We start from the raw sequence: 26,366 nt of genomic DNA on the forward strand, positions 1-26,366 counted from the left end.
GCCCGCCCGCCGCGGACAGGCGGTCAGTAGCCGAGCCCGGCACGTGCCGCTGTGCGCGCCGATCGGCAGCGCGAACTGCGGACTGGGCTAGCGCGGCGGCCGGGCGCCAGGGTGATGCCGACGGGCCGGCCGGGCAGGGCGGGCGGTTGTGCGGTCCAGGCGGTCGGCCAGGCGCGGCGACCTGGTCGCGGAGCGGGCCGCCGCGTTGTTCGCGGCGACGCGGTCCACCGGCAGCACGGCCGCGGTCCGCCGCGCGGCGGCGGCCTGGTGCGGCCGTCCCGCGTGCTGCTGCCATGCACGGATCTCCGCGACCAGCCCGGCCAGCGCCAGCACCAGCGCCGCGAGCGCGAACTTCTCCTGACCGCGGCCGCTGATGCTTCCTGCCGCCGCGATCCGGCGGGAGGCGCGGCGCAGCGCGCGGCCGGAGAGGCCGTGGTCGCGGGGGAGCACCCGTCCGGGGATTCTGGCGGCGCGGTCGAACCGGTCGAACGCCGCAGTGATCGGCCCGCGATCGCGGTACTCGGTCCCCAACGCCAACGCGCCGAGGACGTCGGCTGTCGCGTGCGTGATTCCGGCCGGGTCCTCGTCGCCGGAGCGGATCCGTTCCGCGGCTTCGTTCACGACCTCGGCGGCTTCTTCGAGCACGTCCAGGCGCGCGTCTGCGGTGGACCTGCCGTCTTCGGTGCGCTCGACCGGTTCCGCGGCCGGAGTACTCGCCCACCGTTGCATCAGTTTGGGCCAGGTCAGGTCCCTGCCCAGCTTCCCGCCCGAGAACGGTACCTGCTCGCCCTCGGCGGTGCGGTCGTCCGCGAGGACGTAGGAACATCCCCGGATCTCGCCGTCCGCCGCGTAGGAGGGACGCCAGACGACCTGGAATTCGCGCAGCCGCGCGAAAAAGTCCTCCGGGCCGCCGGCTGCAGCCGCGGCCTGTGCGACCAGCCGGCGCAGTTCGGTGCGCGCCGGTTCGGCGCGGCCGTGCCGGGCGGCCTTGCCGATCTCCTGACGCGTCGGCCGTCGCGTCGCCGTCCAGTCGGCTTCCGGGGTCGGGACAAGGCCGAGCTCGCGCTCGAGTTCGCGGCAGGCTTTGCGCAGGCGGTACCAGTCGTTTCGCGGATAGAACCGGCGCAGCGACCCGCCCTTGTCCGTCACCAAGGTCGCCATGAGGTGAATGTGGTCGTCGGCGTGCCGGACGGCGACCCAGCGGCAACCGGACTGGTGGATCCCGGTGGCCTCCATCAGGCGCTGCGCGATGCGTTGCCACTGCGCGTCAGTTAGCGTCGGATCGTCGGGGTGCAAGCGCACCGGGCAGTGCCACACGTACCCGGGCTTGAGCACGACGGCCTCGGCCTTCGGATCCCAGCGGTAGTACTTCACCCACTCCGGCGCGTGCGCCGGCGGCCGCTTCTTCCCTGACGTGCGCAGCCACTGCGTCCATTCCTCGGCGCCGGGAAGGTCGTCCGGCGAGGCCGCCGGGTTGTCGAGCGGCAGCCCGAACTCCTTCGGCAGCTCCGACATCGACCCGATCAGCGCCCGCAGATCGAAATCGAACTCGCCGGGACCCGCTTTCGGCGGCTGGTGCAGGCCGGGGGAGCCGTCCCAGGACGCGACGATGTGCGGGTTCCGGTGCTCTTCGTGCGCGCCCGGGCCCATCAAGTACGCGATCAGGCCCGCCGGTCGCCACCCGGACAGGGCTTTCCCGATCATCGGCCCCTACCTCAACGCGTGACGCAGCCCGGCGAGCAGGCCGCGGGCCTCGACCACCCGGAGCCGGACCCGCTCCAGGATCGCCAGGGCCTGTTCGCGCACGGTCTCGACCTCGTGGGTGGAGTTGGCGTGCTTGGCGACGTCATTGAGATTGCCGCCGATTTTGGCGAGCTGGTTGCTCAGGTCCGTGACCGCAAGGTAAAGCTTGCTCAGCACGCCGCGGTCCAGGACCACGCCGCTGACCCGCATTCGGGCCGCGTCCAGCGCGGCGAGCGACGCCCACGAGCCCGGCTTTCTCCCGTCCAGCGCGGCGGCCTGCTCGATGATCGACCACTCGACGTCGTTGTAGGCGAGCGAGGTGCGCGGCCGTCGCGGGCCGTCCTGCGAGTGTCCGCGCGTCCTCGCCGGTTCCGTCGCGACCTCTCCTGCGGCGGAGACGCCTGTTTCGTTGTGCTGCATGCGTTCGTTCCCCCATGCGGCCCGCCGGCCTGAGGCACCCCCTGCGCCTTTCCGCTGGTCCGCAAGGACCAGCGTGCCAGGTCGCGGCAGCGACCTGGGGAAAACCGTATAGGTTTTCCATATCTTGCTCTGCGGAACCGGCTGTGTCGTGACCATGCCCGCGAGACGGGTGTCCGGCTCTAAAAACCGCAACGACCAGAGTGCCGCCCCGACCTCGGCCCGACCGCCCTGGTTGCGGCCCCGCAACCGGCACAAGACGCGGGAATGCCCCCGCTGCGCTGTGGGGGCATTCTGTCGAACCGGCTCGTCGCGGGTGAGGGTGGGCGGCGCTGCTGGCCGACGCGCACCTCGAACGCGAAAAGACCCCGCGGTCAGGCGACCGCGGGGTCTGGCGCCGTGCGCGGCGTCGGGGCCGCTAGACGTGGAGCCACATCCGAATCGCCTCCTCGTCGATCGCGGCATCCTGGGTGTCGTTCTCGATGCTTCTCGTCATGCTCAGGCTGGGCAGGGCCCGGATGGCCCGAGAGCTGGTTCCAGCCGTCCGGCACTCTCCCGCGCACGGGCTCTCCGCACTTCTTCCTGCGCATGCGCCAGGACGGCGTCGATGTCGTCGAGCGTGCCGTGCAACCCGATGTAGGCGTCGGACCCGGCCCCGATCGTAAGGACGTACGGGTCGTCTACTGGCTCCCAGTTGGCCAGTTCCTCGTCTGCCTCCGCCGCTGTGAACAGTGTCGGCGGTTCGCTGGACAACAGGCCCTTCGCAGCCTCGGAAAATACACTCATGCCCATTCAGGTTCCTCCTCTTGGCGTTCGATCCCCGCCCGTTTTCCCGGGCGTCGCACATGCTTCCTGCATGATCAACTTTTATCACTCAATGCGTGCACGGAATACGAAAGTGCTGGCGTGATTGACATCGGATACAGATGGGAAACGCGGCCTGCCGCCGCGTCGCCCCTGAGGTCAGCTCCGATCGCTCGACGTCGCGGATGCCGGGGTTCCGCCCGGGGACGTCCCGGTCCGTGGCCCGTGCGAACAGAACGCAAAGGGCGCTGGCGGGCCCGCCCGCCCGGCGGGGAGGTGGCGGCCCGGGCGTTCTGCGACGTGGTGGTAGCCCGCTGCGTGGCTCGATCACCCGTGACGCTTGCGGACCCTGCTCGATGCGATGCGTCCTCGCCGCACTCCGCTGCCGGTGCCCCGCTTGGCGTCCTTGAGGAACTCGCGCACTGGCGGAAGCGCCGGGGCGATGGACGCCGACCCCCGCCACTTGATCACCGTGCTCAGGGCTCCGGAACGCCGATCGACGTGTCCTCGGTGGCACTCTTGACCCCGAACGGCGCGCGCACCTGACCCCGCGTCAGTCGCGTCAGGCCGCCGCGCGTCCAGGCTTCGGCGACGACGGCGTGGGCGACCGCAAGCGGGACTTTGCGGTACATCCCCAGGTGGCCGGGACCGGCGATGGGCGTGTGGAACACGCGGGGGTTCTTGAATCCCCAGTGGTAGGAGCCGGGCTCGCCCCAGGGTCGGCAGCAGCCTTCGTCGCGGTGGACGCCGACCAGGTCCATGACGCCGAGGTAGCCGGTCGGCGCGTTCCGGGGGACTGCCGGAACCCGCATCTCGGCGGCGATGTCGCGGTCGCGGTCGTCCCACTTCCGACCGGCGTGGATCACGACGGGACCGCGCCACGAGATCGCCCGGGTGCGGTTCTCGACTGGCTTTCCCCGCTCCAGCAGCGACGTCGCCCACGGTTGCCTCGTGGACATCACCCGCAGGCCGAACAGCTCCACAGTGGTGAACTGATATTCCTTCGGATCCTCGCCCTGGTAGCAGCAGGGGCAGCTTGCGGTGAGCCGGTAGCCGTGCGGGCACTCGGCCGCGTGTGCCGCGTCATGGCCGGCGCCGGAGATCCAGTACTGCGGGTGCGCGAATACGTCGCCGACGCTCGGCGGCGGCAGCTGATTGTGCGGACGGGACGCGGTCACGGCGTTCATCGGAGGGTCGATTCCTTTCTCTGGAGCCATCGTCAGCCCGGTCTCGATCCCGGGGACACCGCGCGAGGGCGGCGTTTCGGCTCAGGCGTCCGGTCGTCGCGGCGCACCGGAGGGACGGGGCGCTAGAACGCCAGCTGGTAACTGGTCGCCGACGCTTCTTCCAGCCCCCACGGGAGATTGGCGTCGCGGTACTTGTCGAAGGCCGTGCCGTCGATGCTGTCGACGACACCGAGGGAGAGCATGTAGCGGATCCGCTTGCGGGTGTTCACGCGTCCGCCGTGGATCAGCAGGCCCCGACGCTTGCCCTCGCGGCAGATCTCCGCCATCTCGGAAGAGAGCTTGTACTCGGTGCTGCCCGCCATGAACAGTCCGGCCAAATTAGGAAACTCAAAGGGAATTCCGGCGGCCTCGGCTCCATCCTGGACGCAGAAGGCGAGCGGCAGATGAGGGATCAACGGGGCCCAGTCGGCGAACTTGCGCAGCGTGGCGTGCGCGTCGAACGGGACATCCGGGACCGTCACCCACAACAGATTCGGATGCCAGTCCGGCAACGCCGTCGGACGCGTCTTCCCGATCGCGGCCCATGCTTGCGGCGGCATCGCGGCGAGCGGAGCGACCCTTTCCCACTGCCGCAGGACCCGCCCGTACAGGGCGAGTTCGATCCGGCCGATCATCCGGACGTACGCGGCATCATCCCATTTGCTGAAGGCTTCGTTGTCGACGGCGACTTTGAAACCGGCGTCGAGCGTCTCGCGCAACTGTCCGATGTGGCGGGGGCGGGCGAGCCTGCCCAGGTGCGTCGCGCCGGCGCGGTACTGCGCGCGGCACCGTTTCAGGGTGGGCAGCCCGCCGCCGTTGAGAATCAGCATTCGGCTCACCAAACCGTCGGCTTGTCTGAGGGAACGGGAAAGATGCCGAGGAGGAGCGCGCAGTGAGCCAGCAACAGGAGGAGCGCGTCCTTGGCCTCGTCTTCGGTGTCGAACGCCTTGTTGCTCAGCAGCTGTGTCAGGTCGTAGTCGAGATAGTCGAAGTCCTGCACGCAGATCGTGGTTGGACGGCCGTCGGGGCCGCGATAGAGGCGGTAGTGCACGTCGTCGCGGTACCGGTGTCGTTCGGAATCGGGGTCGTAGCCCAGCATCGGACGGTGTTCTTTCTCAGAAAACGGGTTCGGAGGTACGCGGGCGCCGGTGCCACCTCGGTGCCGCGGCGGCGAGCCGGGACACCGCAAGCGGGGAGCCGCCGGGGCGGAGACGAGCGCGCGATTAGTGCAGGGGCTGGCTCGCGCGGCGAGGCGCTGTCTGCACGGGTTGCGCGGAGGCTGGCCGCACTACCCGGCGGCAAGCGACGGCGCGGGATTTCCTGCGCCTTCCAGGGAATCTGGGGCGTGCTAGCCGACACGCCGATCCTATACCCCAGTGGGGTATCTAGAGGGCTGGGCGGCGCGCGCGTCGAAACGGTGTGCGTTTTTGGCCCGGTCGGGACGGAACGCCAGTCCCGGCGGCTTCTCCCCGGGGAGTCTTGGCGGCCCGACGGCGGGCGGATCGGGTCCGCGCGGTGCGACGGAAAAGGGCCGGGCCGCCCCGGTGAAAGGGGCGGCCCGGCCCGGGACCGACGGGGGTGTGCGCGGCTAGTCGAGGGTCACGAGCCTGCGGCACCTCTCCAGCGCGTGGACCTGGCCGGAGGCGATCACCCCGAGCCGGCACCAGTACTCGAACCTGGTCAGCGGGGCGCGGGGGCCGATCCGGCACGTGCACCAGGCGCGGTGGTTGACGGGAAGTTCGTCGCTGGCGAGGACGTAGTAGGGATGGCGGGCGTGCCACTGCACGCCGTTGGCGTAGAGTCCGTCCACAGTGGTCTTCCGCTGGGCCGAGACGCGGATGGCGTCGAGTTTCGCGGCGATCTCGTCCTGGGCGAGGGTTTGCGGAACGAGGAGCGGCTTCCACTCTCGGCCGTTGTAGATCTGCCAGTCGCCGCCGAACGCGCGGCGGGTGCGGGGGCTTTCGTCGAGGATTTTGGCCCGGAGCTCCCGGTCTTCGCGCATGATCGCGATCCGGTGGAGTTCGGCCACGTCGCCGCGAATGCCCCCACCGCCGGGGAATTCGGTGAATTCGCGCACGAGCGTGGTGTTGTTGCGCCGCATGGCATCGACCGTTTGGGCGGTGTTCTGCTCGTACAGCACGGCGTCGAGCAGCCTCTCTTCGAGGCCGAGCGGCTTGCCGTCCCCGAGGCACTGCTCGACGTAGCGTGCCATGTCCCGCCTGCTGAACCGCTCGTGGTCGCTGGGCACGAACATGGCGGCCCCGCCGGTTCCTTCGGCGCACACCCAACCGATGTGGCCGAGCTCGGGATGATGAAGTTCGACGGCGAAATCGCTGTCCCGAGCGTCCTGGGAACTGGCGCAGAGGCGGTAGGCCAGGGTGGTCGGAGCGTCGATGCCGGAGTGCGGCCAGTGGACCAGCTGCGCTGGTTCGGCAGGGTCGTGCGCGGTCGTGTTCGTCACGAGGATCTCCTTCGGATGCGTTCAATCTGTCGCCGGTCGCAGGGCGTCACTCCCGTGGCCGGCGCGGTCCTGTCCCTGTTGTGTGTTGCGTGCCAGCCGGGACGGGGCTGGAGGCCAGTTCGGCGTCAGTCGCGATGCTGTCGCCCGGCGCGGTGGTCCGCGCGGATCGAGAGGACGACGAGGGCGAACGTGAGCGCGCTGACGACGGTGAGGATGGCGACCAGGGTTTTCAGGCTGTCCGGGTCGCGCGTGATGAACAGAGCGCCCGTCACGAGGCTTTGCAGGGGAACGAACACGGCGTTGGCGACCAGGTACCGGCTTCGGGCTCGCTCCGGCGAGCGGCGGGTCCGGCGGGTCACCGGGCAGCCTCGGCGGTGTCGTGCCCGGCCAGCTCGCCTGGCCACAGCGGCAGCTGGCAACGGCGGCATCCTCCGTCGCTGCTGCTCGGAAGATCGTGTTCCGTGAGGTCGATGCAGCCCATGGCCAACGCCTCCGCCAGCGTCGCGGGCCTGCATTCCGCACAGGATCCCCACGTTTTGGCGACGGGTCCGGTGAGGACGGTGTCGCAGCAGAGGTCGTTGCCCCGGCAGAGGATTCCCGCTTCGCGGAGCGCGACGCTGACGTCGATCAGTTGCCGCTCCCGCACGAGGGTGTTGGCTTGGTCGATCAACCCCAGCATTTCCGGTGTCCGGGCGACACGGATCCATTGGTCCTCGGTCAGCACGGTCCCTGGCGGGAGTTCGTCGAGCACGACCGGCGACTGGGCGGTCACGGTGGTGAGGGGCACCCCGTGCCGTCGCCCCAGTTCTCGGATGAGGTATGCGACGTCCTGGTGGCCGATGGTGTCGCCGTCGTAGAGGCGGGCGGTGTCGAGGTGTGCGCGCAGGTCCAGGTGGGCGCGGCCGAGAGCATGCACCTGCCGTTCCTCGTGGTGGCGGCTGTCGAGGTCGTCGAGTTCTTCGAGGATCTCGTCGGCGTACTCGCGGACGTGGTCGGAGAGTCCGTCCAGCTCGCCGAGGATCGAGCGCCGGAGGATGGAGATGACGTCTTCGTCCGCCCGGTCGGCGAGGACGGCGTGGGCGGCGATGGTGTGGGAGTGATCGAGTTCGCGGGCGAGTCCGAGAAGCGCGCGCGCCCACCATTCGGCGTCCTGCTCGGTCAGGAGGCGCGGCGTGCGGGGCGCGGGAAAATCGAGAAACCCGGTGAACGGCGCGACGTAGCGCAGCACGAGGTCGCCGGTCTCCGGCGACCAGCGCGAGGCGGTGGCTGTGCGCACGGTGGGCGCGAGCGACTCGATCCAGATCTCCGCCGGAGCGGTGATGCCGCGAAGCCGGTGGACGCATGCGAGCAGTTGCGCCGCCGCGGCGCGGGCGCTGGCCGCGGTGAACACGACCGGCCAGCCGCCGGGGTGGGCAGGCCGTGCCCTCACGCTGATTTTCTGGCCTCGCAGCAGGGCGGTCCGGCCGACGGCTCGCAGGATTCCGTTGGGGGCGAATTCGTAGTCGGCCGTGTCGGGCCGGGGCGGCAGTGCCACGCGGGCGGGGTGTGCGAACGACATTGCTGGTTGCTCCTTGGCAGAACAGTGGTTGACGGGAGAAGGAAGCGGGCACGGGCCCCGGGGGGTCAGAGCCCGCAGCGGTGGGTCCGGGCGTCCGGGCGGCAGTAGAGGCCGTCGCACCCGTGCGGGCAGATGTCCGGGCCCGGGCCGCCGTGGGCGATGCGCACCAGCTGCTCGGCGGTCGACTCGGCGGCCAGCCGCGCGCGCCAGCGCAGGTCCCGGTCGCCGTCCGCGACGTGGTCGAGCAGCGCCCGTTTCTCCGCGTCGGTGTAGTCGGCGAGTTCCCGGTCGGACGCGAGCGCCGCGAGGGCGGTGACGGTGTAGGCGGGCAGCGGGACAGCGGCCGCGTCGGCGGGGACGGACAGGTCGGCCTCGGCCCATTCCCACGGGTGGGAGATGCGGTACAGGCCGTGCCCGTCGGGGCGGATCTGCTCGGGCTGGTAGCCCGCGTCGTGCTCGTATCCGGTTTCGACGAGCCGGAGCACGTCGTCGTGCCACTCGGCCCGGCGCAGGGTGTTGCTGCCGTGCAGCCACGTGGCGTTCAAGCGGATGGCGATCCATTCGGCGACCGCTCGCCGGAACCCGGGGGCGCTGTCGGGGCCTGCGGTCTCGGCGGGGAACAACGGGGCACCGCCCGACTGGACGAGCGTTTCGTCCGGACGGACGCGAATGGGGATTTTTTCAGGCGCGCTGGCCATCGGTCACACCTTTCAGGAGGGGTGAATGAGATGCGATGCGCGGCGGGAATTCCAGGATTTCCCTCCCGGATATCGGCCGCTGATGAAACCCTACAGCGGCAATTTCCCGCCGAGAACGGTATTGCCGTCGCGGATCGAAATTGTGCGCATTTCCGGGGATCCGCGCTGCAAAAAGAAATTTCGGCGCCCCGTCTGCCGGGGCGCCGGGCGGGTGGGAGAGCTACGCCTGCTGCCGGAAGACCGAGCCGGCGAACGGGCCGGTCTGCCCGTCCTTGACCAGGTAGGCAGGGACCGACACGGTCAGGGTGGTTCGCTCGTCGGGGAAGGACTCCTGCGTGCTGGAGGCGGTGAACAGCCTGTTCACGATGTACTGGTAGGTGTGGGTGGCCTCCGCCGTCACCACGGCGGAATCCGGGCCGACGTTGACGACGTAGCCCGGGGTCGGCACGTCCGGGTCGGGATTCCAGGCGAAGCCGCGGCGGGTCAGCCTCACCGGGTAGCGACCGGCATCGATCATGAAGGTGTCGTAGTTGCAGGCGGTTTGCATTCGCCGCGTGTACTCGACGGGTTCGGGGACGTCCAGCACGTAGGTGGTCGAGGCGAAGCGCGCGACCATCTCTGCAAGAGTGGATGCCATCGTCATTCTCCTTTGTCGTCTGGGGCCGCCGGGCGACCCCGATGTCTTTGCCTTGCCGGAAGCGACCTCGTCGCGCGGATCGCGCTGACCGGGAACGCGGAAAGGCGGACACTGCCGCCGGTGCTATTCGATTCCCGAAACGGTCCGGGAAGCCGGTCCAGGAATCGCCGTTGATGAAACCCTACCGCGATTTTTGCAGGCGAGGGCGTTCCGGATGCCGCCAATCGGATTCGTGCGCATTTCCGGGCGCCGGAGCGTAAAGAAAGGCCCGGTACCACTTCGCAAAGGGGTACCGGGCCTTCCTGCGCGTCCTCGGCCGCTACTTCACGGAGTGCCAGGGGCAGTCCTCGTGCTCGGCCTGGAAGCGCGCCCGGTCTTCGTCGGAGGCGGCGAACACGAGGGCGTTGCACGGGCCGCACATCTCGGCCGTTTTCCCTTCTGCGGTCAGAAGGGCGCGGATCTCGTCGCGTCGCTGCGAGCTGGACATGAGGAATTCGCCCTCGGCGCTGTCCGGCGCGCAACGGCACCGTTCGCCGCACTCGCCGAACGCGAACGGGTCGTGGTCGAGCGGCAGGGGAGAGGTGACGTCGAACAAGGGTACGTAGTCGGCCAGCCGCGTCGGTGCGGTCGCGTCTTCGTCGGCGGTGGTCATGCTCGGGGTTCTCCTCGGTCTTCCCGGGGCGGGGTCGGCTTGTGTCGGCGGTTCAGGCACGGCGGGCGGCTGCGGTGAACCCGTCGGCGAGCGTCGGTGCCGTCGCGGTGAGCGCCACGCGCCATGCGGCGGCGACTTCCGTCCAGAGCTGGTCCAGGATGCTTTCGAGGCGGGGAACGTCGGTCTCCGCCAGCGGCAGGTCCTGGACGTCGTCGATCAGTTCGGTGCCGGTGCCGCCGACGCGGACGGGTTCGCCGGGCGCGGTCGTGATCAACCAGAGCTCGTAGCCGGGGTAGTACGGGTCACGATCGCTGCGGAGGATCAGGCGCAGTCCGGCGGCGGTCGTGAGGTCTATTTCCGGCGACGTCACGGCGCGCTGGGCGATGAATGCTCGGCCGCTGTCGGTGGCCGGGCGGATGGCGTTGATGGTGCCGTGCTCGCGAAAGCCGCGCAGGACGCGGAGGTCAGCTTCGACGGCGGCGGCCGGAAGGGAGATTATCGTCGGCGGGCCGCTCAGGACGATCGGCTCGAACACGCTCGGCTCCCCGTCGCCCTCGTCGGATTCGTCGTCGGCGTGGGCCTGGCGCGCCGTTGGCCCGCCGGGGTAGTCCAGCAGTTCGGCGCATCGGTCGCGGTCTCCGATCAGCCACGCCCGGAGGTAGTCGCCGACCAGGTCCCGGGGCAGCAGGGCGCGATTGCGGTCGGCCGCGATTGCCTCGCCGTTCCAGAAGCCGACTTTGCGGAGGTTGCTGGAGCCGAGCTGCGCGGCGATGTCGAGCGAGTGCTCGATGCCGTGCCGCAGGGCGCCGCGGGCGGCCTGGCTGTCGATGATCTGCGCGCGGGTGCCGACAGCGACCGGGGCGCCGTCGTTGCCGGACCAGACGGCGTAGAGGTCGACGCCGCGCTCGGCGGCGAGGATGTACTCGCTCATCGCAGGCCCACCCGGGTGATGCGCAGGCAGCGCTCGGCGACCGCGCGCCCCTCCAAGGCGCGGACCCGTGACGGCGCGGTCAAAGCGGCCCGCCGCGTCGTGGGGACGGTGTAACCGAGCGAGGCCATGGCGTCGAGCCATGTCGTGAAGAGGCGTTCCGGCGACCCGCCTGGTTCGCCGCAGAACATGTAAGTGGGTTCCATGATTCGGTGCTCGCTTTCAGGTACTGGATTCCGGTTCAATCTGTGCCGGTGACCCGGGGCGTCACCCCCGGCCCCGACGCCAATAACTATACCGGCCGTGGCGGCGTTGGCGCAGTTCAGCACGGGTTGTCCGGTGAATCCGTGAGCGTTTCGGCCTACCATCGGGCGCATGGGGGACAAACAACAGCAGCAACGCGTCGAAGCCATGGCGGACAAGGCCCTGGAGCCGCGAAAGAAAGCATTGATAGAACTGGCGCACGCCGCCGACGCGGCCCGCGACCACGAGTCTATCGAGGCGAAGGCGGACAAGGACATCGCGAACATTCGCGCGCGGGCGGAAAGACGAGTCGAGGCCATCCTGGCCAAGGCCGACGAACAAGTCGAACGGGTTCGCCAGCGGACACGCGAGGAGACGGATGAGCGCGCGAACTCCTGGCGCAGGGCTTACCGCGCCGCGAGAGACGTCGGCTGGACGGCGACGGAGCTGCGGGCAGCCGAGCAGCCTCCGCCGCCGCGCGCGGCGGCACGCAAGCGGCCCGCGCCGACGCCGCGGGCCGGCGCCGCGTCCGCCGCCGCCTTGGACGCGGCTGCCGCGGGGGACCGGCCGCCGCCCGGAACCGAATCAGCGGATCCGCTGCCGCGCTCGGCGTGAACGCGGCAGCGGACGACGGCCTGGCCTCCGGGCCGGATCTGCTCGGCATTGCCGCCGCACACAGGAAAACGGGGTCGTCCCCGGCACGCGGTGCGTGCCGGGGACGACCCCGTCTGCGTGGTGCGGTCAAGCGGAACGGCGGAGGGCGCGGGGCAGTCCTCGGCGGGAGTTCGCGAGGGCCCTGCGCTCGGACAGGGCGTCGTGCTCCCCGTCCCACCGGCGCATCAGGTCGGCGAAGTCGGCTGCGTCCTCGGCGAAGCCGATCGCACCGTTTTCCCAGGCGCGGCGCAGCATGTTCTCGACGTGGCGGGCGGTGTTGTGGTCGTGGATTCCGTTGTGGCTGATCCGGTCGTCGATATCGAATTCCCGCAGCGCCACGGGCTGGCCGAGCAGCTCGCCGAGCAGCGCGTGCGTTTCCTGCAAGCGGACTTCGGTTCCGGGGCAGCAGCGACCGGGGTAGACGCTCGCGACGCTCGGGGCGCACTGGCTGCACGGGGTGAAGAAGTCGGAGTCGGCGAGCCAGACCACTTCGAACGGGCGCCGCTGGAAGTCTGCCTCGCCGGGGAACCGCTCGACGTACATCGCCCACACCGTGCGGGTGTTTCGTGGCAGTTCCGGATACGCGGCGTTGAACAGCTCGCTGGCGTTCGAGGCAGAGGTATAGGAAAGCGGGATGCGCATCGTTGCTCCTGTGCTGAATGAGTTCAATCTGTTGGGCCGAATTCCGGTTTGTCATTCCGGTCCGTGCCACTTCCACAACCGTATCGGCGATTTGGGGCGGCAACAGCGGTCTCAGTGCCCTTCTTGAATTCATGCGCTTTTTCGGGAACGGCTCCCGTTTCCGCCTCGGGAGAAGGGGCGGCAGAGATCCGCTGAGGGCACGGCAGCACTCGGCGGTGCAGCGAAGGACGCAGGCCAGCAGAATCGGGGAGGTGCCGTTGAGCGGCGGCGGGGCCGTCCCCTTGCCCGAATCCCGGCCAGGGCAAGGCTTCATCAGTCGGGCCCTGCGTGGCCGTCGGCCGGGGCGACCTGATCGGCTCCGGGGTTGCCCGACCGTCCCGCCGAACGACGGGCGCGCGATGGCCTGCGGCGGCTCGGCGACGGTGCGGCCGGGCATGCGCGAAGCCGTTCTCGGGCAGGGAATCGGAGCATGGACAGCTCGCCCGACCCGGGCCGACAGGGGCCGGCCCGGGTGGTGAGCCGCATTCGCAATGGCGGACGCCGGGCCTCGGATACCCGGATGCGCGGCCCAGGCCGCTCACGCCCTCGGTGCTACCTGTCCTGATTGGACGGGCGACCGTCCCACAGCCAGTTCTCGACCTGCTCTGTGACGTACCTGTAGTCAACGCCTTCGACGTCGGCGGTCTCGGCTGTGTCCAGACCGCCGAGCGAGTAGTCCAGGCACGCGTCGACCCAGTTGAGGACGGTGTCGGGCAGTTGGCCCGACTCGATCCACCGCGCAATGTCCCGCTTGGCTGCTTCCACGATCCGGTCGAGCCGCTCGACCGGGAGAGTCAGGTCGGACACGGCTGTCTCGCCCCGGTATTCGGTGTCCGCCCACTGAATGTCGTCGCCGTTGGCGGCTTCGACCCAGCCGCGCGGGCCTCCGCTGCGGACCTTCTCCACGTCCCCTTCGGTGTAACCCATGGCGAGGAGGTCTTCGATCATGTCCCCGCGAGACGGGAAGTCGTCGGTTATCCAGACCACCCCGTCGTCCGGATCTTGCTTGTTCTGGATGGCCTCGGTGATGTACAGCTTGAACATTCTCGCTCCCTCTGGCGGTTTCTTCGGGCGGGACAGACCTGCCGGTGCTCGGCGTCCGGGCTCGGACGCCGAGCACCGACGGACGCGATCAACCTCCTGAACCGCAGAAGTCGCCGGTGCAGGGGTAGACGTCGGCCAGCAGGATCCGGCCGGTGTCGCCGTACGGCCGCCAGGCTGTCGCCTTCCCGAATCCCAGCCCGTGCAGCGCTTCGTCGGCTTTCTCCTCCATCGCGACCGGCCCGGGGCCGACGAGATCGCCGCCGGTGTCGTCGAGAACGACGACCGGGCCGCCGAGCGACCAGCGGGCGACAAGCCGCGGCGGCGCGGCGACGGTGCGGCTGGGCATGCGGGAGGTCTCGTTCATCCACGGCAGGCCCATGGCGCGGTCGCGGTCGGCTGCGGGCTGCGCGGCCAGCGCGAGCCACCTCGACCGGCTGAACGTCGGCTCGCCGTGGGCGTCGCAGGGGGCGCTGAACAAGCCGAGGTCGCGGACGTAGGTGTGCACCTCGCCGGGTTCGCTGTCCCGGGGCGCGTCGTAGACGGTGAACGCGACTTCGGGGGCGGCCTTCATCAGCGCGTGGGCGAAATCGCGGGCCATGCGGTAGGCCTCGGGGTGGGCCTTGAACCACATCCCGACGTGCAGGACGTCGGCGGCGCCGTCGCCGTCGTAGAGGTAGCTGTATTCGCGCAACGCGGCGAGAACGGCGCGCACCCTGCGCGGCGGGCAGTCGTGAATCGCGGCGGCGGCATGGGTCGTTTCGGTCATGGCAGGTCGTCTCCTGGGCATCGGTGCGCGGGCGATCGCGGGGGAAGAGAAGGGGAGCGCGCGGCGTCGGCCTTGTTTGCGGGCCGGGCGCGGAAGACCGTGCGCGCAGGCGTCAGCGGGGCATGGCGAGCCGACGCCTGCGCGGTGGACGGCGGGGTTCGGCCTAGACGCGGATGGCCAGTTGTCCGCTCCAGAGATGCATGGCGATCGCGCTGATCGCTTCGTGTGCCGCGTGTTCACGGCGCGACCGGCTCTGGAGAGCGTCGGCCGGGACGGGGAAAGCCCCGACGACGACCCTGGCGCCCGGGATGTCCAGCCGTTGCGCTGCGCGTTTCGCGCGGGCCTCGGAGCAACAGTCGCCGACCGGCGCGGTCGCGGTGTGGCGGCAGCGCGAGCGGTCGGCCTCGCCGCTCGGATCGACGCCGAGCACCTCCGGCCGCCGGTATGCGTACCCGGGCTTCGCGGTGGCGGTGGCGATCCACAGCATCGTTCCGGAGCGGGCCGCGAGTTCGGGGATCACCGAGCGGGCAGTCATCGCGAGCGGGCGAGATTTCCTGCCGTCGTAGCAGTCCCATTCGGTGCCGTCGGTGCGCTTGACGCGGAGCCCACTGGCGGTGATCGCGATGCGCACGGCGCCGAACACGGTCGTGACGCGCACGGTCCCGGTCAGGACGTCGGCACGGGCGTTGTGCCCGGTCTCGCGCAAGGCTGCCGCCAGGCCGAGGGTCCGCCACCGCACGGCCAGCTTGGTGACTCGCACGTGCTCGATCAACCCGCCTTCGTCGTACGCGTCGTCGGCGCTGTCCAGCAGCTCGTCGGCGCGCAGGTCCAGGACGTCGATCCAGTCCAGCACGCACCGGCAGAACTTGTCGGGGTCGGGCTCGGTGCGGTCCCGGCCGCGGCCGAGGCAGCGCGGGCAGTGCTTCACCGCGTACGTCCGGTGCGCGTCCGCGACCGGCACCAGGTCGGCCGCGCTGAAGTCGTTGACGACCTCGTCGCACAGCGAGTCACACGGCTCGCCGGGTTCGGCGCCGCAGGTGCAGGAGCGCGTGCTGGGGTCGTCCTCGTGCTCAACCATCGGGTGTCTCCTCAATTGAATGCGTTCAATCTGTCGCTGCTGTTCCCGGGGCGTCACCCCCGGCCTCGGCCGCTGCCCTTACTCTATTCCACAAAACGACTGTCGCGACCGTCCGCGAACACCTGAAAAGAATTCGCGCGCATTTATGCGTCGACCAGCTTCGGCTGGGTGAAGGCGTGCCATTTCTCCTCGAACCCGGGACGTTTCTTGTCGTCGGTCCCGGCTTCGCTGACGACGTAGAAGCGCTCGGTCATCGGGTAGCGCTCGACGGCGGGGTACCGGCGCAGCCAGGCGCGTTCGATGCCCTCCTTCCCGGTCCGTTCGATGCCGACGCGGTGGTCGCGGGCCAGCTCGGCGAGTACCTCGCGGGCTTCTCCGTACTCGCCGGTCGTGGCCACGGTCTTGACGCTGCGCCACGGGCTTCCCTTGAGGCGGGGGTTGCGGCCCTTGCCGTCCTTGCGGGCGTCGATGCCGCGGCGGACCTCGTAGACCGACCATGCGGGCACGGTCTTTTCCCATTCGTCGTACAGGTCGGCGACCTCGTGCAGGTTCTCCCGGTACGCCACTTCGTGCGCGCCGATCGACCCGAACAGCAGCATGCGCGGGTTGAGCGCGAGGCCGTGCCGGGCGACGGCCAGGGCCTGCGCGCCGGCGCCGGGCTCGGCCCGCCACCGGGCGACCAGCTCGGCGCGGCCGGCCTTGGCAAATTGGAACGGGCACCAGAGGCAGCAAGAACGAGGAAACCGGAATCCGAGCGCTTCTTCCAGCATCGCGTCGCACGCCTGCCGGTCGTAGTCCCACGTGATCAGCGGGTACTCGGGATTGCGGGAATTGGTGCCGTAGGTCGAATCGCGCAAGGCTCTCGCCTGCTCGTCGGCCGAGAACCCGATGACGTGCCGGAAATCGGGAGCGAGGCGACCGGCGGCGATCTCGTCGGCCATGAAGGCGTCCAACTGGTCGCCTTTCGCGCGGGCCGAGCAGATCCGTCTGCCGTGGGCGACCTGCGGCACGGTCCCGGCGCGCAGCAGCTCGTCCGACAGCCGCCAGTGGTTGCCGCGCATGAACATCCGCCGGGGAGCGGTCGAGTCGTCCAAAATTTCGTAACCGGCCGATTTGGACTGCCCAGCTCGCGCGATTTGCACGTAGCGCAACCCGACCTCGCGGAACCACGGCAGCACGACCCGGTTCATGGCGCTCTCCGTCGCCTCGTACTCGTTGCCGGTCATCGAGGTCACCGCCAGGCACCGCGACCAGTCGAAGTCACGCGCCCCGGGGACCGTCATGTACTCGTGGATGATCTTGACGCTGTCCAGCCCCATGCCGAAGCTGATGCACACGGTCGCGGGACGGGTCACTCCTGCTCACCGCCGAGCGGCTTGTCTTCGAAGCCGTGCGCGGCGAACCACTCGGCGAGGTACTGGCTCACGTCCACGGCGGGCCACCGGCCGTCCGGCTCCGCCATCCTCGTCGTGATCTCGCGCCACAGCGCCCGCACCTCGGCGGCTGCCGCGCTGTCGTCGTCGGCCAGGCGCGGCGGTGCGGCGGCGCACTGCGGGGCCGGGTCCTCGGCGAGCGCGAAGGACCAGTGGTTGGCCGCGTCCAGCACCGCGGTGGCGGTCGGGGCGGCGCAGTCCGGCGCCGCGTCGCGGAGGAGCTCTTCGAGTTCGGTCTCGCCGAGTTCGGCCAGCAAGTAGGTGATCTGCGCTTCGAGCCCGCCGTTGTTGATGGCGCTGGCGGGGAGACTGTGCAGGTCGTGGACGACGTCGTTGAGGTCGAGCGGGTCCAGGTCGAGTTCGGCGGCCAGCGCGAGCAGGTTCTGCAGGGGCGTTTCGGGCATGACGGTCTTCCTTTGCGGAGTGGCTTTCGGGGACGTCGCGGGCCGGGCGGGCCCGGCCCGCGACGGATCTGGTCGAGCGGGGATGCTCAGACCGTCGGAGAGGCCCAGAGCAGGTCGGTGACGGGCAGCGCCTGCACGAGGGTCGCGGCGGCGAGGCGAACGTCTCCGCCGAAGGCGTCGGCGACCTGGCGCAGGGTCAAGCCGCGCTTGGCCAGAGCCAGCGGCCAGAACTTGACGTGCATGCGGAGGTCGTCGGCGACCCCGTACATTTCCCCGCCGCCCAGGAGTTTGACCATTCCTGCGGCCAGTCCGTGCACGCTGGCGATGGCGCTGCGCCAGGTATCTGCCCCGATCTCTCCGGGCCGGTCGCCGAAGCCGAAAAAGCCGTTTCCGGGAATTGGAAGGCCGAGGATGGCGGGGACCGTGTGCCAGTCGGCGATCGATTCGAGCGGCCGGTAGCGGCCTTCGACCAAGCCGCGCGAGTACTCGCGCACAGCGCGGCGGGCTTGCGGGGTCCAACCGTCGACGGTCGTGGTGAGCAGTCCGTGGATTCCCGGCGGGACCCGGGACGTGACGCTGTCCTCGCCGCGCAGGCTCAGCGCGGGCGGCAGGACGGTCATGTCCGCGACGTAGTGCACGGACACGCGGTCCTCCCTCGTCCAGCCGGGCAGAAGGTCCGGCGCCCGGTGCCGCAGCACCTCCTCGAACACCTCACCGGCTCGCGCGACCGCGCCGTCGGCATCGGCCCGGCCGGTGGAGGCATTGCGGCGCCACAGGTCGTCCTCGCCCGCCCGCACGCGGAGGACCAGGCAGGTCCCTTCGGATCCGTCGACAGCCTCCGCCAGCAGCGAGGTCGCGGTCGGGAACTCCGCGCGCAGCAGCGCGTACGCGTGCTGAAGGGTCCAATGGACGTGTTCCTTGATCGCGTGCTCGACCGCGTCGAGTGCGAGGTCCGAACGCCGGTCCAACTCGTCGGCGGGCTCGTGCCCGCGGCAGGCGGGATCGTTGGTGGAAGCCATAAGAAGACAGCGCCTTTCGATATCGTGAATGCGTTCAATCTGTTGCGGCGAAACGGGCGTCACCCTCGTTCTGCCGACACCACAACTCTATACAGTCTGCGCGTTTCAGCAGAGCGAACGGAACCTTCTTTTTATTTTCACGATCATTTTACGGGGAACCGTCGCGCAATTCCGGAGCGGCGAAACGGCCGGTGGAGCGGATCGTGGCCGGGCTCCCTGCGCAGGGAGCCCGGCCACGGGCAGGAGTGGAGGACGGCTGTCAGGACAGGTACGCCAGGACCAGCCACTGCGGCCGGTCCTGGCGCGGGGTGATGCCCAGCGCGGCGAGCGCGGCCGCGAGCCGCCGGTTCCGGAGTTCGAGGTCGGCCGGGTCGAACAGTTCGGCGGGGTTCAGCGGCATCGAATCGCCTTCCTCGACCGAGACGCTGCTCGTCGCGAGTGCGTAGGAAGTGTCGTTCGGGTCGCCGTGCCTGACGATGTGCACGTCGAGTGATTTTTCCGCTGCTTTTCTGCGGTCGTGGTAACCGTCGGCGTGCTGGTCGGTTTCGGTGAATCCCGCCAGTGCGGCGAGCAGGCGTCCGGTTGCCTCTTCGACGAAGTTGTCTTTGTCGCCGTCGATGTCGTGCCAGGCAATGGCCGGATGGCCGTGGTCGTCGGTCTCTTCGACTTTCCAGCCTCGTTCGTCGCCGCCGAGGTCGTAGCCGTAGGCCAGGATGGCGTCTGCGGTGTCCATCGGTTCCTCCTGTGGTCGGTGTGTTCGGTGCTGCGGGTCAGCGGGACCGAGGCCGGGCTAGAGGTGCGCTGCGGTCAGCCCCGCTGGCCAGGAGCAGCCAGCGCGGCCGACCGTGGAGCGGACTCAGACCCAGCACGGTCGAGCGGGCGGGTCCTCGCGCAGCCTCGCGGCGCCCGTAGCGAGCGGCCGGTGGGCGGCCGCGTCGCGGGTTCCCTCCGGGGATGGGTCGTGGGGACGTGGCGGGCCGGGAATGGCCCGGCCCGCCACGGATCAGGTCGGAGCGGGGATGCTCAGACCGTGGGCGAGGCCCGGCTCAGGTCACCGCGCAGCGAACGGGTGGAGGACGGCCGCGGCGAGCCGGACGTCGCCGTCGAAAGCGAGGGAGACCTCGCGAAGGCTCACGCCGTGCGCGCGCAGAGACGCTTGGCCGAATCGGACGCGGGCGCGGAGGTCGTCGGGGGTCCCGTAGCTCTCCGGGGTGCCCCAGCACTTGACCACGCCTGCGGCCAGGCTGTGCACGACGGTGATGCCGCTGCGCCAGTCTTCGACGCCGAGCTCGCCGCCATCGCCGTAGCCGAGAAAGCCTTCTTGCGGGACGGGGTGGCCCAGCTGCTCGGGAACCGTCGCCCACTTGGCGATGGAGTCCAGCGGCCGGTAGCGCCCTTCGACCAGGCCGCGCGAGTACTCCTGCACGGCACGGCGGGTTTCCTGGCTCCATCCCTCGGACGTCTCGGCGAGCAGCCCGCGAATCCCCGGCGCGACCTCGGACGCCGGGCCGTGGTCGCAGCTCGTGTTGAGCGCGGGCGGAAGGGCGGTCAGGTCCGCGACGTAGAATCCGGCCTTGCGGTCCTGCGTGCTCCACCCGGGCAGACGGTGCGGAAGCTGGTGCCGCACCGCGTCTTCGAACAGCACACCGAGGTCGAGGACCATGTTGTCCGCGTCGTCCCGGCCGGTCCTGTCTTCGCTGCGCCACAGGTCTGCTTCGCCCGCGCGCACGCGCAGGACCCGGCAGGCTCCGTCGGACCCGTCGATCGCCTCGACCAGCAGAGAGGTCGCGGCGGGAAACTCCGCTCGCAGCAACGCGTAGGCATGCTGCAGAGTCCAGTGGACGTATTCCTCGACCGCGCGCCGGACTGCGCCGTGCGCGAGAAGGGCACGCTCACCGAGCACCGCGACGGACTCCAGCGGGCGGCAGGCGACGATATCTGGTGAATTCACGGAACGGTTTCCTTCGATTTCGTGGACAGGTTCAATCTGTTGCGGAGAAACGGGGGGGTCATTCCCGCTCTGCCGACACCTCGTACTCTACATTCGATCGCGCAGAACAATGGGCTTCCGTGCACGGCCAATGCAACTGGGAACAAATTTTCTGCATCCCGGACGGGGTGCAATCCTCGGGCCGCTTCGCCCCGGTCGCGGGCGGATGCGCGGCGGTTGCGGTCCGGACGAACGAGAGGGGCGTGCGCAGTCTGCGTCCCTGCGGGGAACGCGAAGCGGGCCGGCGCCACATTGCGGCGCCGGCCCGGGGGACGAACGCGGTAACGCTGGCTTCGCCTGCTACATGTGGATGCCGCCGATGACGTCGTAGGCTTGGACGACTTTGGCTCCCGGGCTGACGTCGCCGATGCGGTTGACGACCTTTCCGGGCCGCGACGAGCGCCGGGCCGGGGCACCGTTCCCGGTCTGGGCGGTGTCGGCGGCGGGCTGGTCCTGGAAGCGCTCGCGCAGCGCCTTCATCGCCTGGGCAGCCGCCTGTCGGCCGCCGGAGTCGTTGACCGCGGCGGCGATGCCCAGAGCCTCTACCGCCAGGGCAATTTCGGAGTCGGACAGTTCCACAGTTGTGGTTGGCATTGCGGTTTCCCCCTTCTCGATGTACGGATCATTTTGCTATGGCCACACGGCTCGGCGCCGGGCCGGAGAGGGCAGCGCCGTTCGGGCTTCCTGCCGCACCGCCTGGGGCGCGGATCGTCACTCCAGCACCGCCTTCGTCAGGGAGTACAGGTCGCGGGTGAACACCGGCGGCATCTTGCCCTCGAACTCGGGCGTCACGTGCGGGTGCACGCCACCGTCGCCGTATGCCTCGATGAAGTCGTTGACCCGGTGTGCGGCGCTCACCGGGTCCGGCAGGTGGTCGGTGTATTCGTCGATTCCGGGCGGGTGATCGGGCGACTGCTCGAACTCGTCGGGGTCGTCGGGCTGCACGGGCAGGATTGCGTGAGCCGTCGGGCTGGACGGGTTGGTCATCGGTTTCTCCACTGGTTGTGCGACGGAATTCTGCGGGGCCGATTCGGGTCGCGCGAGGTGTCGCTCTGCCCGCCGACACCACACACGTTACGGACAATTCCGCGAACCGGACGATTGCCCGGCCCGACTGTTCCGGACAAAAGCAGATTCTCTGCTCTTATTTTCGAGAATCGCCGGTTCGTTTCCGGGACACGGAACTGTGCGGGAAACGGCCCGCGCGGGCAGGTGGCGTCCGCGACGCGGCCTGCCCGCGCCGGTGTCAGAACGGGGTGTTTTCGCGGTCGTAGCGGGCACGGGCCACGGGATCGCTGAGGACCTTGTACGCCTCCGCGACCTGTGCGAAGTCGTCCCTCGCGGCGGCGTGCTGCCGGGCGCTGGCGGTCGGGTCGAGGTCCGGGCGCAGCGAGCGGACGCGGGCGCGGTAGACGGCGTCGACCTCCGGGGGTTTCACGGCGCGGTTCTGGGGAAGGCCCAGCCGCTCGTAGAGATTCGGCAGGCGCCCGGCGGGTTCGGCGGCGGGCGCGGCGCCGAACGGATCCGCGACGGCCAGGGCGACCAGGCGGACGTCGCCGCCGAACGCCTCGGAAACCTCGCGCAGGCGGACGCCGTTCCGCGCCAGAGAGCTCTGGAAGATCGGCACGATATGGTCCAGGGAATCGGCCGGGCCGTAGCCTTCGCCGGTTTCCCATACCTCGATCGCGCCCATGGCGAGGCCGTGCACGTAGGCGATGCCCTCCGTCCAGTGCGAGGCGGTGAGCGTGGCGTACTCGGCGCGGTAGGCGGGGGCCACGGTGGGGGCCAGCGCAGCGGGCACCGCTTCCCGCTCGGCGCTCTCGTCGAGTGGCAGGTAGCGGGCTTCGACCAGGCCGCGGCAGTACTCGCGGGCGGCGAGGGCGACCTGCCACGGCCACGAGTCCACGGTTTCCTGCACCACTCGGGAGATCCCGGTGGGGAGGCTGTCCTGCTGGTCCTGGGCGGGCACGGTCGGTACGGCGGTCAGGTCGAGCACATAGTGCCCGGGCTCGGCGGACTTCGGCGACCAGCCGGGCAGGGTTTTCGGCGGGTGGTACTGGAGCGCGTTGTCGATCTGCCAGCTGACGTCCTCGACGGCCTCGTCGGTCGCGTTCGGGGCGTCGGTCGCGGACGCGGCCTCGGCGGCGGTCCACAGCGGGTCTGCCCCGGCGTTCACGCTGACGATCCAGGCGCTGAGGGTGCGCCGCAGTCCGGTGTCCACGACCGCCGAGGTGGCGGCGGGGAACTGCTCACGCAGCGCCGCGTAGGCGTGCTGGAGGATCCAGTGGGCGCGTTCGACGGCGGCCTGCTCGACCGCCTCCTGCGCGGCGGTCGCTCGTCGTTCCAATTCGGACAGATGCTCGGAGGTTGTCCAGGAACGAGGGGTGGTCGGAGGCATGAGAAAATAACCTTTCGGGATTCGCGGATGTGTTCAATCTGGCGAGGCAGAGCGGGGCGTCACCCCCGCTCCGCCGACATCACCTACCGTACGGTCACGCCCGCGAGAAAAAACGAATCCGGGCGGGCTTTTCCATTCCGGATCAGTTTTCTTACTCGGTCCCTGGCGCTCGGTTCTTCTTCGCCGCGCGGCGTTCGTTCTCTTGTGCTTGCCATTCGCTGAACCGGCGGCCGTCCAGGAGTTTCAAGAATTTCGGGATCCGGTTCGCGGACATTCCCACCGGTGCCTCGCCGAGCACGGCGAGGCGGTCGTCGCCGAGTTGCGAATGCCACCCGGCCGCCGCGATGGCTTCCTCGGAGGGGAAGACGTCGGCCATCCGGTCGGTCTTCGGGTCGAGGTCGGCGTCCTGGGTTCCGCCGAGAGAGAAGGTCCACAGGAAATTCGGCGGCGGGTCGGGGGCGACGAGCCGTCGGAAGCGGTCGAGTTCCTTGGTGTAGGCGTAGAAGTGGCTGTCGGGGCGGGCGCGCATGATCCGCATCCACCGCAGCGTGTAGTCGTCGGAAAAGAAGTCGCCGGCGTCGTGCACGCGGATCCATTTCCCGTGAAAGCGCCGCGCGCCGAGTTCGGCTATCATCGCATCTTCGAAGCCATCCGGGTCGTCGAGCACGAAGCGCAGGTTCGCTTGGTGCTTGCCGCGCACTTGCGGCCACAGATAAGCGCCGGAACGTGCGTAGCAGACTTTGCTGCAAATGCCCGCGCTCGGGCACGTATTGTAGGTAGTGCCGTCGTCGAATCGACCGGCCCAGGCAGGAATGGTCCAATTCCACACGCCGATTTCTTTGAGCTGGCTGTTCTGGGTCAAGAGCCGCGCCGGGCGCTGCGCGCGACCTGGTTCATCGCTCACGGGATTTCGCCTTCCGAACTGCTGGATTGGTTCAATCTGTCGCGACATCCGAGGCGTCACCCTCGTCTGCCGACACCACCAACCTAGACAATCCGCGCAGACCCACGGCGCGAACGGGACCATTATTTTGTTTTTGTGGGCATTTTTCCGGGGATTTTCGGCGCGGATTCCGAGTCTCGACAACGCGGCCCCGGGCCGGGCTCCGCGGTGCGGGCCCTGCCCGGGGCGGGTGCGGTCGCGCCGGTCAGCTGCCGTAGGCGAGCAGGAGCCAGCGCGGGCGGTCCTCTAGCGGGGTGAGGCCGAGCGCGCCGAGCGCGTCCGCGAGTCGGCGGTCCCGCCGCGTGAGGTCGGCCGGGTCGGACAGTTCGGCGGGGTTCACCGGCGTCGCGTCGCCGGCCTGCACGTCGATGGTGGTCGTCGCCAGGGCGTAGCAGGTGGAGTACCGGTCGCCGTGCATGACGAACTCCACGCCGAGGGACTTCTCCGCTGCTTTTTTGCGGTCGCGGTACCCGTCGGCATGCCGGTCGGTTTCGGTGAATCCGCCCAGCGTGGCGAGCAGGCGCCGCTCCGCCGCTTCGATGATGTCCTCGTCCTCGTCCTCGTCTTCGGTTTCGGGGTCGTACCAGGGGACCTTGGGCTGTTCGTAGTCCTCGGCCTGCTCGACTTTCCAGCCGTCTTCGCCGCCGCCGAGGTCGTAGCCGTAGGCGAGAGTGGCGCTTGCGGTGTCTCCCATGGTGGTTCTCCTTCTGTGATCGGCGTGTTCGGTGATCCGGCGCAGCGCGCCCCGGAACGCGGGCGGGGCTGCGGCTCGGGGTCAGCCCCAGCAGGCCAGGAGCAGCCAGCGCGGCCGTTCCTGGAGCGGGGTGAGGTCCAGCGCGGTCATCGCGTCCGCGAGTCGGCGGTCCGAACGCTCGAGGTCGGCCCCCTCGGCAGCCAAGGCGGCGGGCTCCACCACGGCAGGGGTCTGTTCGATCGCGCAGGACGACCGCGCCGTGAGCGCGTACGAGGGCTGGGCCTCGCTGCCGTACTGGATGATCGCGAGGCCGAGGATCTCTTGCATTGCCTCGTCGATGAAAAGCCCGTCGGGGTAGAGCTGGGCGATGAAGGGCTCGCGGACGCTCCACATGCCTTTGACGTCGAGCCCGGCCAGCTTCTCGAGCAAGCGCCACTCGGCCTGAACGAGGAAATCGTCGTCCTCGCCGTGGTCCGCCTCGTACCATTCTGCGGCCAGCCGGTTTTTCTCGTCGGCTTCCTGCACCCGCCAGCCGTGTTTCTGCCCGCCGAGGTCGTAGCCGTAGGCGAGATAGGCAAATCCGATGTCTCGTCGCATGCGGTTCTCCCGTGATCGTGCGGGGCGGCGTGGGATTGCCTGCGCCCGAAATTCGCTGTCCCGTGTCGCCGGTCTATTTGCGGCGGCGTGCGGCAACTCCGAAGCGAGGTCAGTGCTGCAGCGAGTCGGCGGGGGCAGGACTCGTCTCCAGTTCGGCGAGGACAGAGTTGGCGGCCGTGCACACCTGGTCGACGTGGAAACGGGCCGCCTCAGCGAGCGCCGTGTTCTCGTCGGCGGGGAAGTCCAGTTCGGACCATCCGGAGGTGATCCCGACCAGGCGCTGGTCGCCGTGCTTGTTGTGCAGGACCACGCGGTATCCGGCGCTGTCGCTGTCGTCATCGCCGATGACCTGCAGGTCGATGCGGGGGTCACCGGTCAGCACGTGCTGGGCGAGAGCGTCGCAGACAAGCACCGATAGGTCGTCGCCAGGTGCTTCGGCCGCGCGGTCGGGAAGCCTGCCCTCCCAGTCCTCAGGGCGGCTGACCCACTGCGTCAAGGCGGCTTCGTCGACGGCGAACGGGATCGGATCGTCTTGTGCCACGACGAATGCGGGCGAAGTGTGCGCGGGCGGGAGGGGAACCGGGTGCCAGTGCACTTCCTCAGCGGAGACCAGGTTGCAGCACGCGTGGACGTGGTAGACGGGATTGAGCCCGGCCGCCGTGCCTTCCTGGACGCATTCTTCGTGGATGGCTGCGGTGAAGTCCGCGATCTCGCCGTTGTCGTCCCGGATCAGGTAGATCCCCGCCCCGTCTGCTGTGCGCGCGATCAGATAGCGGTAGCCCTGGTCGGCGAGCCGCGTGGCGGCAGGGCCGGGAAGGGAGGCCAGCACCGCGGCGACCGCAGGTTCCTTGGCCACGGCACCGCACTGGTCGCATCGCTCGTCGATGCCGACCATGGCTCCGCATTTCCAGCACCGGTCCCTCAGTCCTGCCGCGATTGCGAGTTCGTCGAGCCACGGCAGGTGGCGGCCGTCTGCTGCGGCGTAGAGCCGCTGCAGGACTTCGTCGGGGGTGATGGTCTGCGATGTTCCGATGTCGTCGCCCTCGGCGCGGACGGCGTTGGCGGTGTCTCCCATTGTTTCTCCTTCTGTGGTCGGTGCGTCCGGTGCTGCGGGACGGGCCGCTCCGGCGGCCGTGTGTGGGGTCGGGCTCCGCGGGGGCCGCCGGAGTAGTGCGTGAGCAGCCACTGCGGTCGGTCCTGCAGCGGAGTCAGGCCGAGTGCGTTATCGCGGCGCCGAGCTGGCGATCGCGGGGATCGAGTTCGCTGCGGTCGGTTGGTGCGTGTGAAAGCCGCAGCGA

Annotated in this window: 31 protein-coding genes; 1 reads left to right on the top strand and 30 read right to left on the bottom strand. The window is 69.6% G+C overall.

The genetic code is table 11. The features are described 5' to 3' along the window. Positions 1-87: 87 nt before the first annotated feature. The 14 genes from CU254_RS41740 to CU254_RS41805 form a co-directional block, all read right to left on the bottom strand. Positions 88-1,704, bottom strand: coding sequence for a relaxase/mobilization nuclease domain-containing protein (locus CU254_RS41740; protein WP_009086514.1), 1,617 nt, complete (start codon positions 1,702-1,704; stop codon positions 88-90). A 6-nt stretch (positions 1,705-1,710) separates the two neighbouring features. After that, the gene (gene mobC / locus CU254_RS43520) at positions 1,711-2,163 is read right to left on the bottom strand and encodes a plasmid mobilization relaxosome protein MobC (RefSeq protein WP_050788569.1); all 453 of its coding nucleotides are present in this window, start codon (positions 2,161-2,163) and stop codon (positions 1,711-1,713) included. Between the two features lie 495 nt (positions 2,164-2,658). Then, a complete protein-coding gene (locus CU254_RS41750; RefSeq protein WP_158688174.1) occupies positions 2,659-2,946 on the bottom strand; it encodes a hypothetical protein in 288 nt (95 codons plus the stop codon). Between the two features lie 494 nt (positions 2,947-3,440). After that, positions 3,441-4,151, bottom strand: a complete 711-nt coding sequence (locus tag CU254_RS41755) for a hypothetical protein (RefSeq protein WP_050788568.1) — start codon at positions 4,149-4,151, stop codon at positions 3,441-3,443. 122 nt (positions 4,152-4,273) lie between these two features. Then, positions 4,274-5,020, bottom strand: coding sequence for a hypothetical protein (locus tag CU254_RS41760; protein ID WP_037719341.1), 747 nt, complete (start codon positions 5,018-5,020; stop codon positions 4,274-4,276). Between the two features lie 5 nt (positions 5,021-5,025). Beyond that, a complete protein-coding gene (locus CU254_RS41765; protein WP_009086505.1) occupies positions 5,026-5,289 on the bottom strand; it encodes a hypothetical protein in 264 nt (87 codons plus the stop codon). A gap of 489 nt (positions 5,290-5,778) precedes the next feature. Beyond that, the gene (locus tag CU254_RS41770; protein WP_009086504.1) at positions 5,779-6,651 is read right to left on the bottom strand and encodes a hypothetical protein; all 873 of its coding nucleotides are present in this window, start codon (positions 6,649-6,651) and stop codon (positions 5,779-5,781) included. Between the two features lie 125 nt (positions 6,652-6,776). Then, positions 6,777-7,010, bottom strand: coding sequence for a hypothetical protein (locus CU254_RS41775; RefSeq protein WP_009086502.1), 234 nt, complete (start codon positions 7,008-7,010; stop codon positions 6,777-6,779). After that, complete coding sequence (locus CU254_RS41780; RefSeq protein ID WP_037719339.1) at positions 7,007-8,209, bottom strand: hypothetical protein; 1,203 nt, start codon at positions 8,207-8,209, stop codon at positions 7,007-7,009. Before CU254_RS41780 ends, CU254_RS41775 begins: the two co-directional genes overlap by 4 nt. 65 nt (positions 8,210-8,274) lie before the next feature. Next, on the bottom strand, positions 8,275-8,907 hold the full coding sequence (locus tag CU254_RS41785; RefSeq protein WP_037719336.1) for a hypothetical protein: 633 nt from the start codon (positions 8,905-8,907) through the stop codon (positions 8,275-8,277). 220 nt (positions 8,908-9,127) lie between these two features. After that, positions 9,128-9,544, bottom strand: coding sequence for a hypothetical protein (locus CU254_RS41790; RefSeq protein ID WP_158688173.1), 417 nt, complete (start codon positions 9,542-9,544; stop codon positions 9,128-9,130). Between the two features lie 319 nt (positions 9,545-9,863). Beyond that, entirely contained in the window at positions 9,864-10,196 is a 333-nt protein-coding gene (locus CU254_RS41795) for a hypothetical protein (RefSeq protein WP_009086497.1), read from the bottom strand. A gap of 52 nt (positions 10,197-10,248) precedes the next feature. Further along, complete coding sequence (locus tag CU254_RS41800; protein ID WP_037719332.1) at positions 10,249-11,127, bottom strand: hypothetical protein; 879 nt, start codon at positions 11,125-11,127, stop codon at positions 10,249-10,251. Next, a complete protein-coding gene (locus tag CU254_RS41805) occupies positions 11,124-11,330 on the bottom strand; it encodes a hypothetical protein (RefSeq protein ID WP_037719329.1) in 207 nt (68 codons plus the stop codon). The genes CU254_RS41800 and CU254_RS41805 overlap by 4 nt, the downstream gene beginning before the upstream one ends. Before the next feature lie 169 nt (positions 11,331-11,499). Here CU254_RS41805 and CU254_RS41810 point away from each other — a divergent pair, with 169 nt between their 5' ends. Beyond that, positions 11,500-11,982, top strand: coding sequence for a hypothetical protein (locus tag CU254_RS41810; protein ID WP_009086493.1), 483 nt, complete (start codon positions 11,500-11,502; stop codon positions 11,980-11,982). A gap of 126 nt (positions 11,983-12,108) precedes the next feature. On the opposite strand, the gene CU254_RS41815 is transcribed toward CU254_RS41810, so the two are convergent. The 16 genes from CU254_RS41815 to CU254_RS41890 all read right to left on the bottom strand — a co-directional run bounded on the left by CU254_RS41815 (position 12,109) and on the right by CU254_RS41890 (position 26,143). After that, positions 12,109-12,663 (bottom strand): hypothetical protein, encoded by a 555-nt coding sequence (locus CU254_RS41815; RefSeq protein ID WP_009086492.1) that lies wholly within the window; start codon positions 12,661-12,663, stop codon positions 12,109-12,111. Between the two features lie 591 nt (positions 12,664-13,254). Next, a complete protein-coding gene (locus CU254_RS41820; RefSeq protein WP_009086490.1) occupies positions 13,255-13,746 on the bottom strand; it encodes a hypothetical protein in 492 nt (163 codons plus the stop codon). An 88-nt stretch (positions 13,747-13,834) separates the two neighbouring features. Beyond that, positions 13,835-14,512, bottom strand: coding sequence for a hypothetical protein (locus CU254_RS43525; protein ID WP_159396494.1), 678 nt, complete (start codon positions 14,510-14,512; stop codon positions 13,835-13,837). A gap of 163 nt (positions 14,513-14,675) precedes the next feature. After that, positions 14,676-15,590 (bottom strand): hypothetical protein, encoded by a 915-nt coding sequence (locus CU254_RS41830; RefSeq protein WP_100267206.1) that lies wholly within the window; start codon positions 15,588-15,590, stop codon positions 14,676-14,678. Between the two features lie 143 nt (positions 15,591-15,733). Then, entirely contained in the window at positions 15,734-16,945 is a 1,212-nt protein-coding gene (locus tag CU254_RS41835) for a hypothetical protein (RefSeq protein WP_009086486.1), read from the bottom strand. Beyond that, positions 16,942-17,427: a hypothetical protein gene (locus tag CU254_RS41840; protein WP_009086484.1), complete on the bottom strand. Its 486-nt coding sequence runs from the start codon at positions 17,425-17,427 to the stop codon at positions 16,942-16,944. Before CU254_RS41840 ends, CU254_RS41835 begins: the two co-directional genes overlap by 4 nt. An 86-nt stretch (positions 17,428-17,513) precedes the next feature. Beyond that, entirely contained in the window at positions 17,514-18,446 is a 933-nt protein-coding gene (locus CU254_RS41845) for a hypothetical protein (RefSeq protein ID WP_037719325.1), read from the bottom strand. Between the two features lie 259 nt (positions 18,447-18,705). After that, a complete protein-coding gene (locus tag CU254_RS41850; protein WP_009086479.1) occupies positions 18,706-19,179 on the bottom strand; it encodes a hypothetical protein in 474 nt (157 codons plus the stop codon). A 318-nt stretch (positions 19,180-19,497) separates the two neighbouring features. Further along, positions 19,498-20,397, bottom strand: coding sequence for a hypothetical protein (locus CU254_RS41855; protein WP_009086478.1), 900 nt, complete (start codon positions 20,395-20,397; stop codon positions 19,498-19,500). A gap of 339 nt (positions 20,398-20,736) precedes the next feature. After that, positions 20,737-21,030, bottom strand: coding sequence for a hypothetical protein (locus CU254_RS41860; RefSeq protein ID WP_009086476.1), 294 nt, complete (start codon positions 21,028-21,030; stop codon positions 20,737-20,739). Between the two features lie 117 nt (positions 21,031-21,147). Further along, a complete protein-coding gene (locus tag CU254_RS41865; protein ID WP_037719319.1) occupies positions 21,148-21,423 on the bottom strand; it encodes a hypothetical protein in 276 nt (91 codons plus the stop codon). A gap of 259 nt (positions 21,424-21,682) precedes the next feature. After that, positions 21,683-22,834, bottom strand: coding sequence for a DnaJ domain-containing protein (locus CU254_RS41870; RefSeq protein WP_009086471.1), 1,152 nt, complete (start codon positions 22,832-22,834; stop codon positions 21,683-21,685). 151 nt (positions 22,835-22,985) lie between these two features. After that, complete coding sequence (locus CU254_RS41875; protein WP_009086469.1) at positions 22,986-23,696, bottom strand: hypothetical protein; 711 nt, start codon at positions 23,694-23,696, stop codon at positions 22,986-22,988. Between the two features lie 286 nt (positions 23,697-23,982). Continuing rightward, positions 23,983-24,471 carry a hypothetical protein gene (locus CU254_RS41880; protein ID WP_009086467.1) on the bottom strand — a complete coding sequence of 163 codons (489 nt, stop codon included), beginning with the start codon at positions 24,469-24,471 and terminating at the stop codon, positions 23,983-23,985. Positions 24,472-24,552: 81 nt separating this feature from the next. Next, on the bottom strand, positions 24,553-25,068 hold the full coding sequence (locus CU254_RS41885; protein ID WP_009086465.1) for a hypothetical protein: 516 nt from the start codon (positions 25,066-25,068) through the stop codon (positions 24,553-24,555). A 109-nt stretch (positions 25,069-25,177) separates the two neighbouring features. Further along, positions 25,178-26,143, bottom strand: coding sequence for a hypothetical protein (locus CU254_RS41890; protein WP_037719316.1), 966 nt, complete (start codon positions 26,141-26,143; stop codon positions 25,178-25,180). Between the last annotated feature and the right edge of the window lie 223 nt (positions 26,144-26,366).

Origin of the sequence: Amycolatopsis sp. AA4, assembly GCF_002796545.1 — a bacterium.
Taxonomy (GTDB): Bacteria; Actinomycetota; Actinomycetes; order Mycobacteriales; family Pseudonocardiaceae; genus Amycolatopsis.

Coding starts and splice junctions, on each gene's coding strand:
- CU254_RS41800 (WP_037719332.1), bottom strand. CDS start 11,127: ATGAGCGAGTACATCCTCGCCGCCGAGCGCGGCGTCGACCTCTACGCC.
- CU254_RS41870 (WP_009086471.1), bottom strand. CDS start 22,834: ATGCCTCCGACCACCCCTCGTTCCTGGACAACCTCCGAGCATCTGTCC.
- CU254_RS41740 (WP_009086514.1), bottom strand. CDS start 1,704: ATGATCGGGAAAGCCCTGTCCGGGTGGCGACCGGCGGGCCTGATCGCG.
- CU254_RS41750 (WP_158688174.1), bottom strand. CDS start 2,946: ATGAGTGTATTTTCCGAGGCTGCGAAGGGCCTGTTGTCCAGCGAACCG.
- CU254_RS41880 (WP_009086467.1), bottom strand. CDS start 24,471: ATGGGAGACACCGCAAGCGCCACTCTCGCCTACGGCTACGACCTCGGC.
- CU254_RS41860 (WP_009086476.1), bottom strand. CDS start 21,030: ATGCCAACCACAACTGTGGAACTGTCCGACTCCGAAATTGCCCTGGCG.
- CU254_RS41890 (WP_037719316.1), bottom strand. CDS start 26,143: ATGGGAGACACCGCCAACGCCGTCCGCGCCGAGGGCGACGACATCGGA.
- CU254_RS41865 (WP_037719319.1), bottom strand. CDS start 21,423: ATGACCAACCCGTCCAGCCCGACGGCTCACGCAATCCTGCCCGTGCAG.
- CU254_RS41795 (WP_009086497.1), bottom strand. CDS start 10,196: ATGACCACCGCCGACGAAGACGCGACCGCACCGACGCGGCTGGCCGAC.
- CU254_RS41780 (WP_037719339.1), bottom strand. CDS start 8,209: ATGTCGTTCGCACACCCCGCCCGCGTGGCACTGCCGCCCCGGCCCGAC.
- CU254_RS41755 (WP_050788568.1), bottom strand. CDS start 4,151: ATGAACGCCGTGACCGCGTCCCGTCCGCACAATCAGCTGCCGCCGCCG.
- CU254_RS41885 (WP_009086465.1), bottom strand. CDS start 25,068: ATGCGACGAGACATCGGATTTGCCTATCTCGCCTACGGCTACGACCTC.
- CU254_RS41815 (WP_009086492.1), bottom strand. CDS start 12,663: ATGCGCATCCCGCTTTCCTATACCTCTGCCTCGAACGCCAGCGAGCTG.
- CU254_RS41850 (WP_009086479.1), bottom strand. CDS start 19,179: ATGGACACCGCAGACGCCATCCTGGCCTACGGCTACGACCTCGGCGGC.
- CU254_RS41760 (WP_037719341.1), bottom strand. CDS start 5,020: ATGCTGATTCTCAACGGCGGCGGGCTGCCCACCCTGAAACGGTGCCGC.
- CU254_RS41785 (WP_037719336.1), bottom strand. CDS start 8,907: ATGGCCAGCGCGCCTGAAAAAATCCCCATTCGCGTCCGTCCGGACGAA.
- CU254_RS41840 (WP_009086484.1), bottom strand. CDS start 17,427: ATGCCCGAAACGCCCCTGCAGAACCTGCTCGCGCTGGCCGCCGAACTC.
- mobC (WP_050788569.1), bottom strand. CDS start 2,163: ATGCAGCACAACGAAACAGGCGTCTCCGCCGCAGGAGAGGTCGCGACG.
- CU254_RS43525 (WP_159396494.1), bottom strand. CDS start 14,512: ATGACCGAAACGACCCATGCCGCCGCCGCGATTCACGACTGCCCGCCG.
- CU254_RS41830 (WP_100267206.1), bottom strand. CDS start 15,590: ATGGTTGAGCACGAGGACGACCCCAGCACGCGCTCCTGCACCTGCGGC.
- CU254_RS41810 (WP_009086493.1), top strand. CDS start 11,500: ATGGGGGACAAACAACAGCAGCAACGCGTCGAAGCCATGGCGGACAAG.
- CU254_RS41805 (WP_037719329.1), bottom strand. CDS start 11,330: ATGGAACCCACTTACATGTTCTGCGGCGAACCAGGCGGGTCGCCGGAA.
- CU254_RS41765 (WP_009086505.1), bottom strand. CDS start 5,289: ATGCTGGGCTACGACCCCGATTCCGAACGACACCGGTACCGCGACGAC.
- CU254_RS41790 (WP_158688173.1), bottom strand. CDS start 9,544: ATGGCATCCACTCTTGCAGAGATGGTCGCGCGCTTCGCCTCGACCACC.
- CU254_RS41845 (WP_037719325.1), bottom strand. CDS start 18,446: ATGGCTTCCACCAACGATCCCGCCTGCCGCGGGCACGAGCCCGCCGAC.
- CU254_RS41820 (WP_009086490.1), bottom strand. CDS start 13,746: ATGTTCAAGCTGTACATCACCGAGGCCATCCAGAACAAGCAAGATCCG.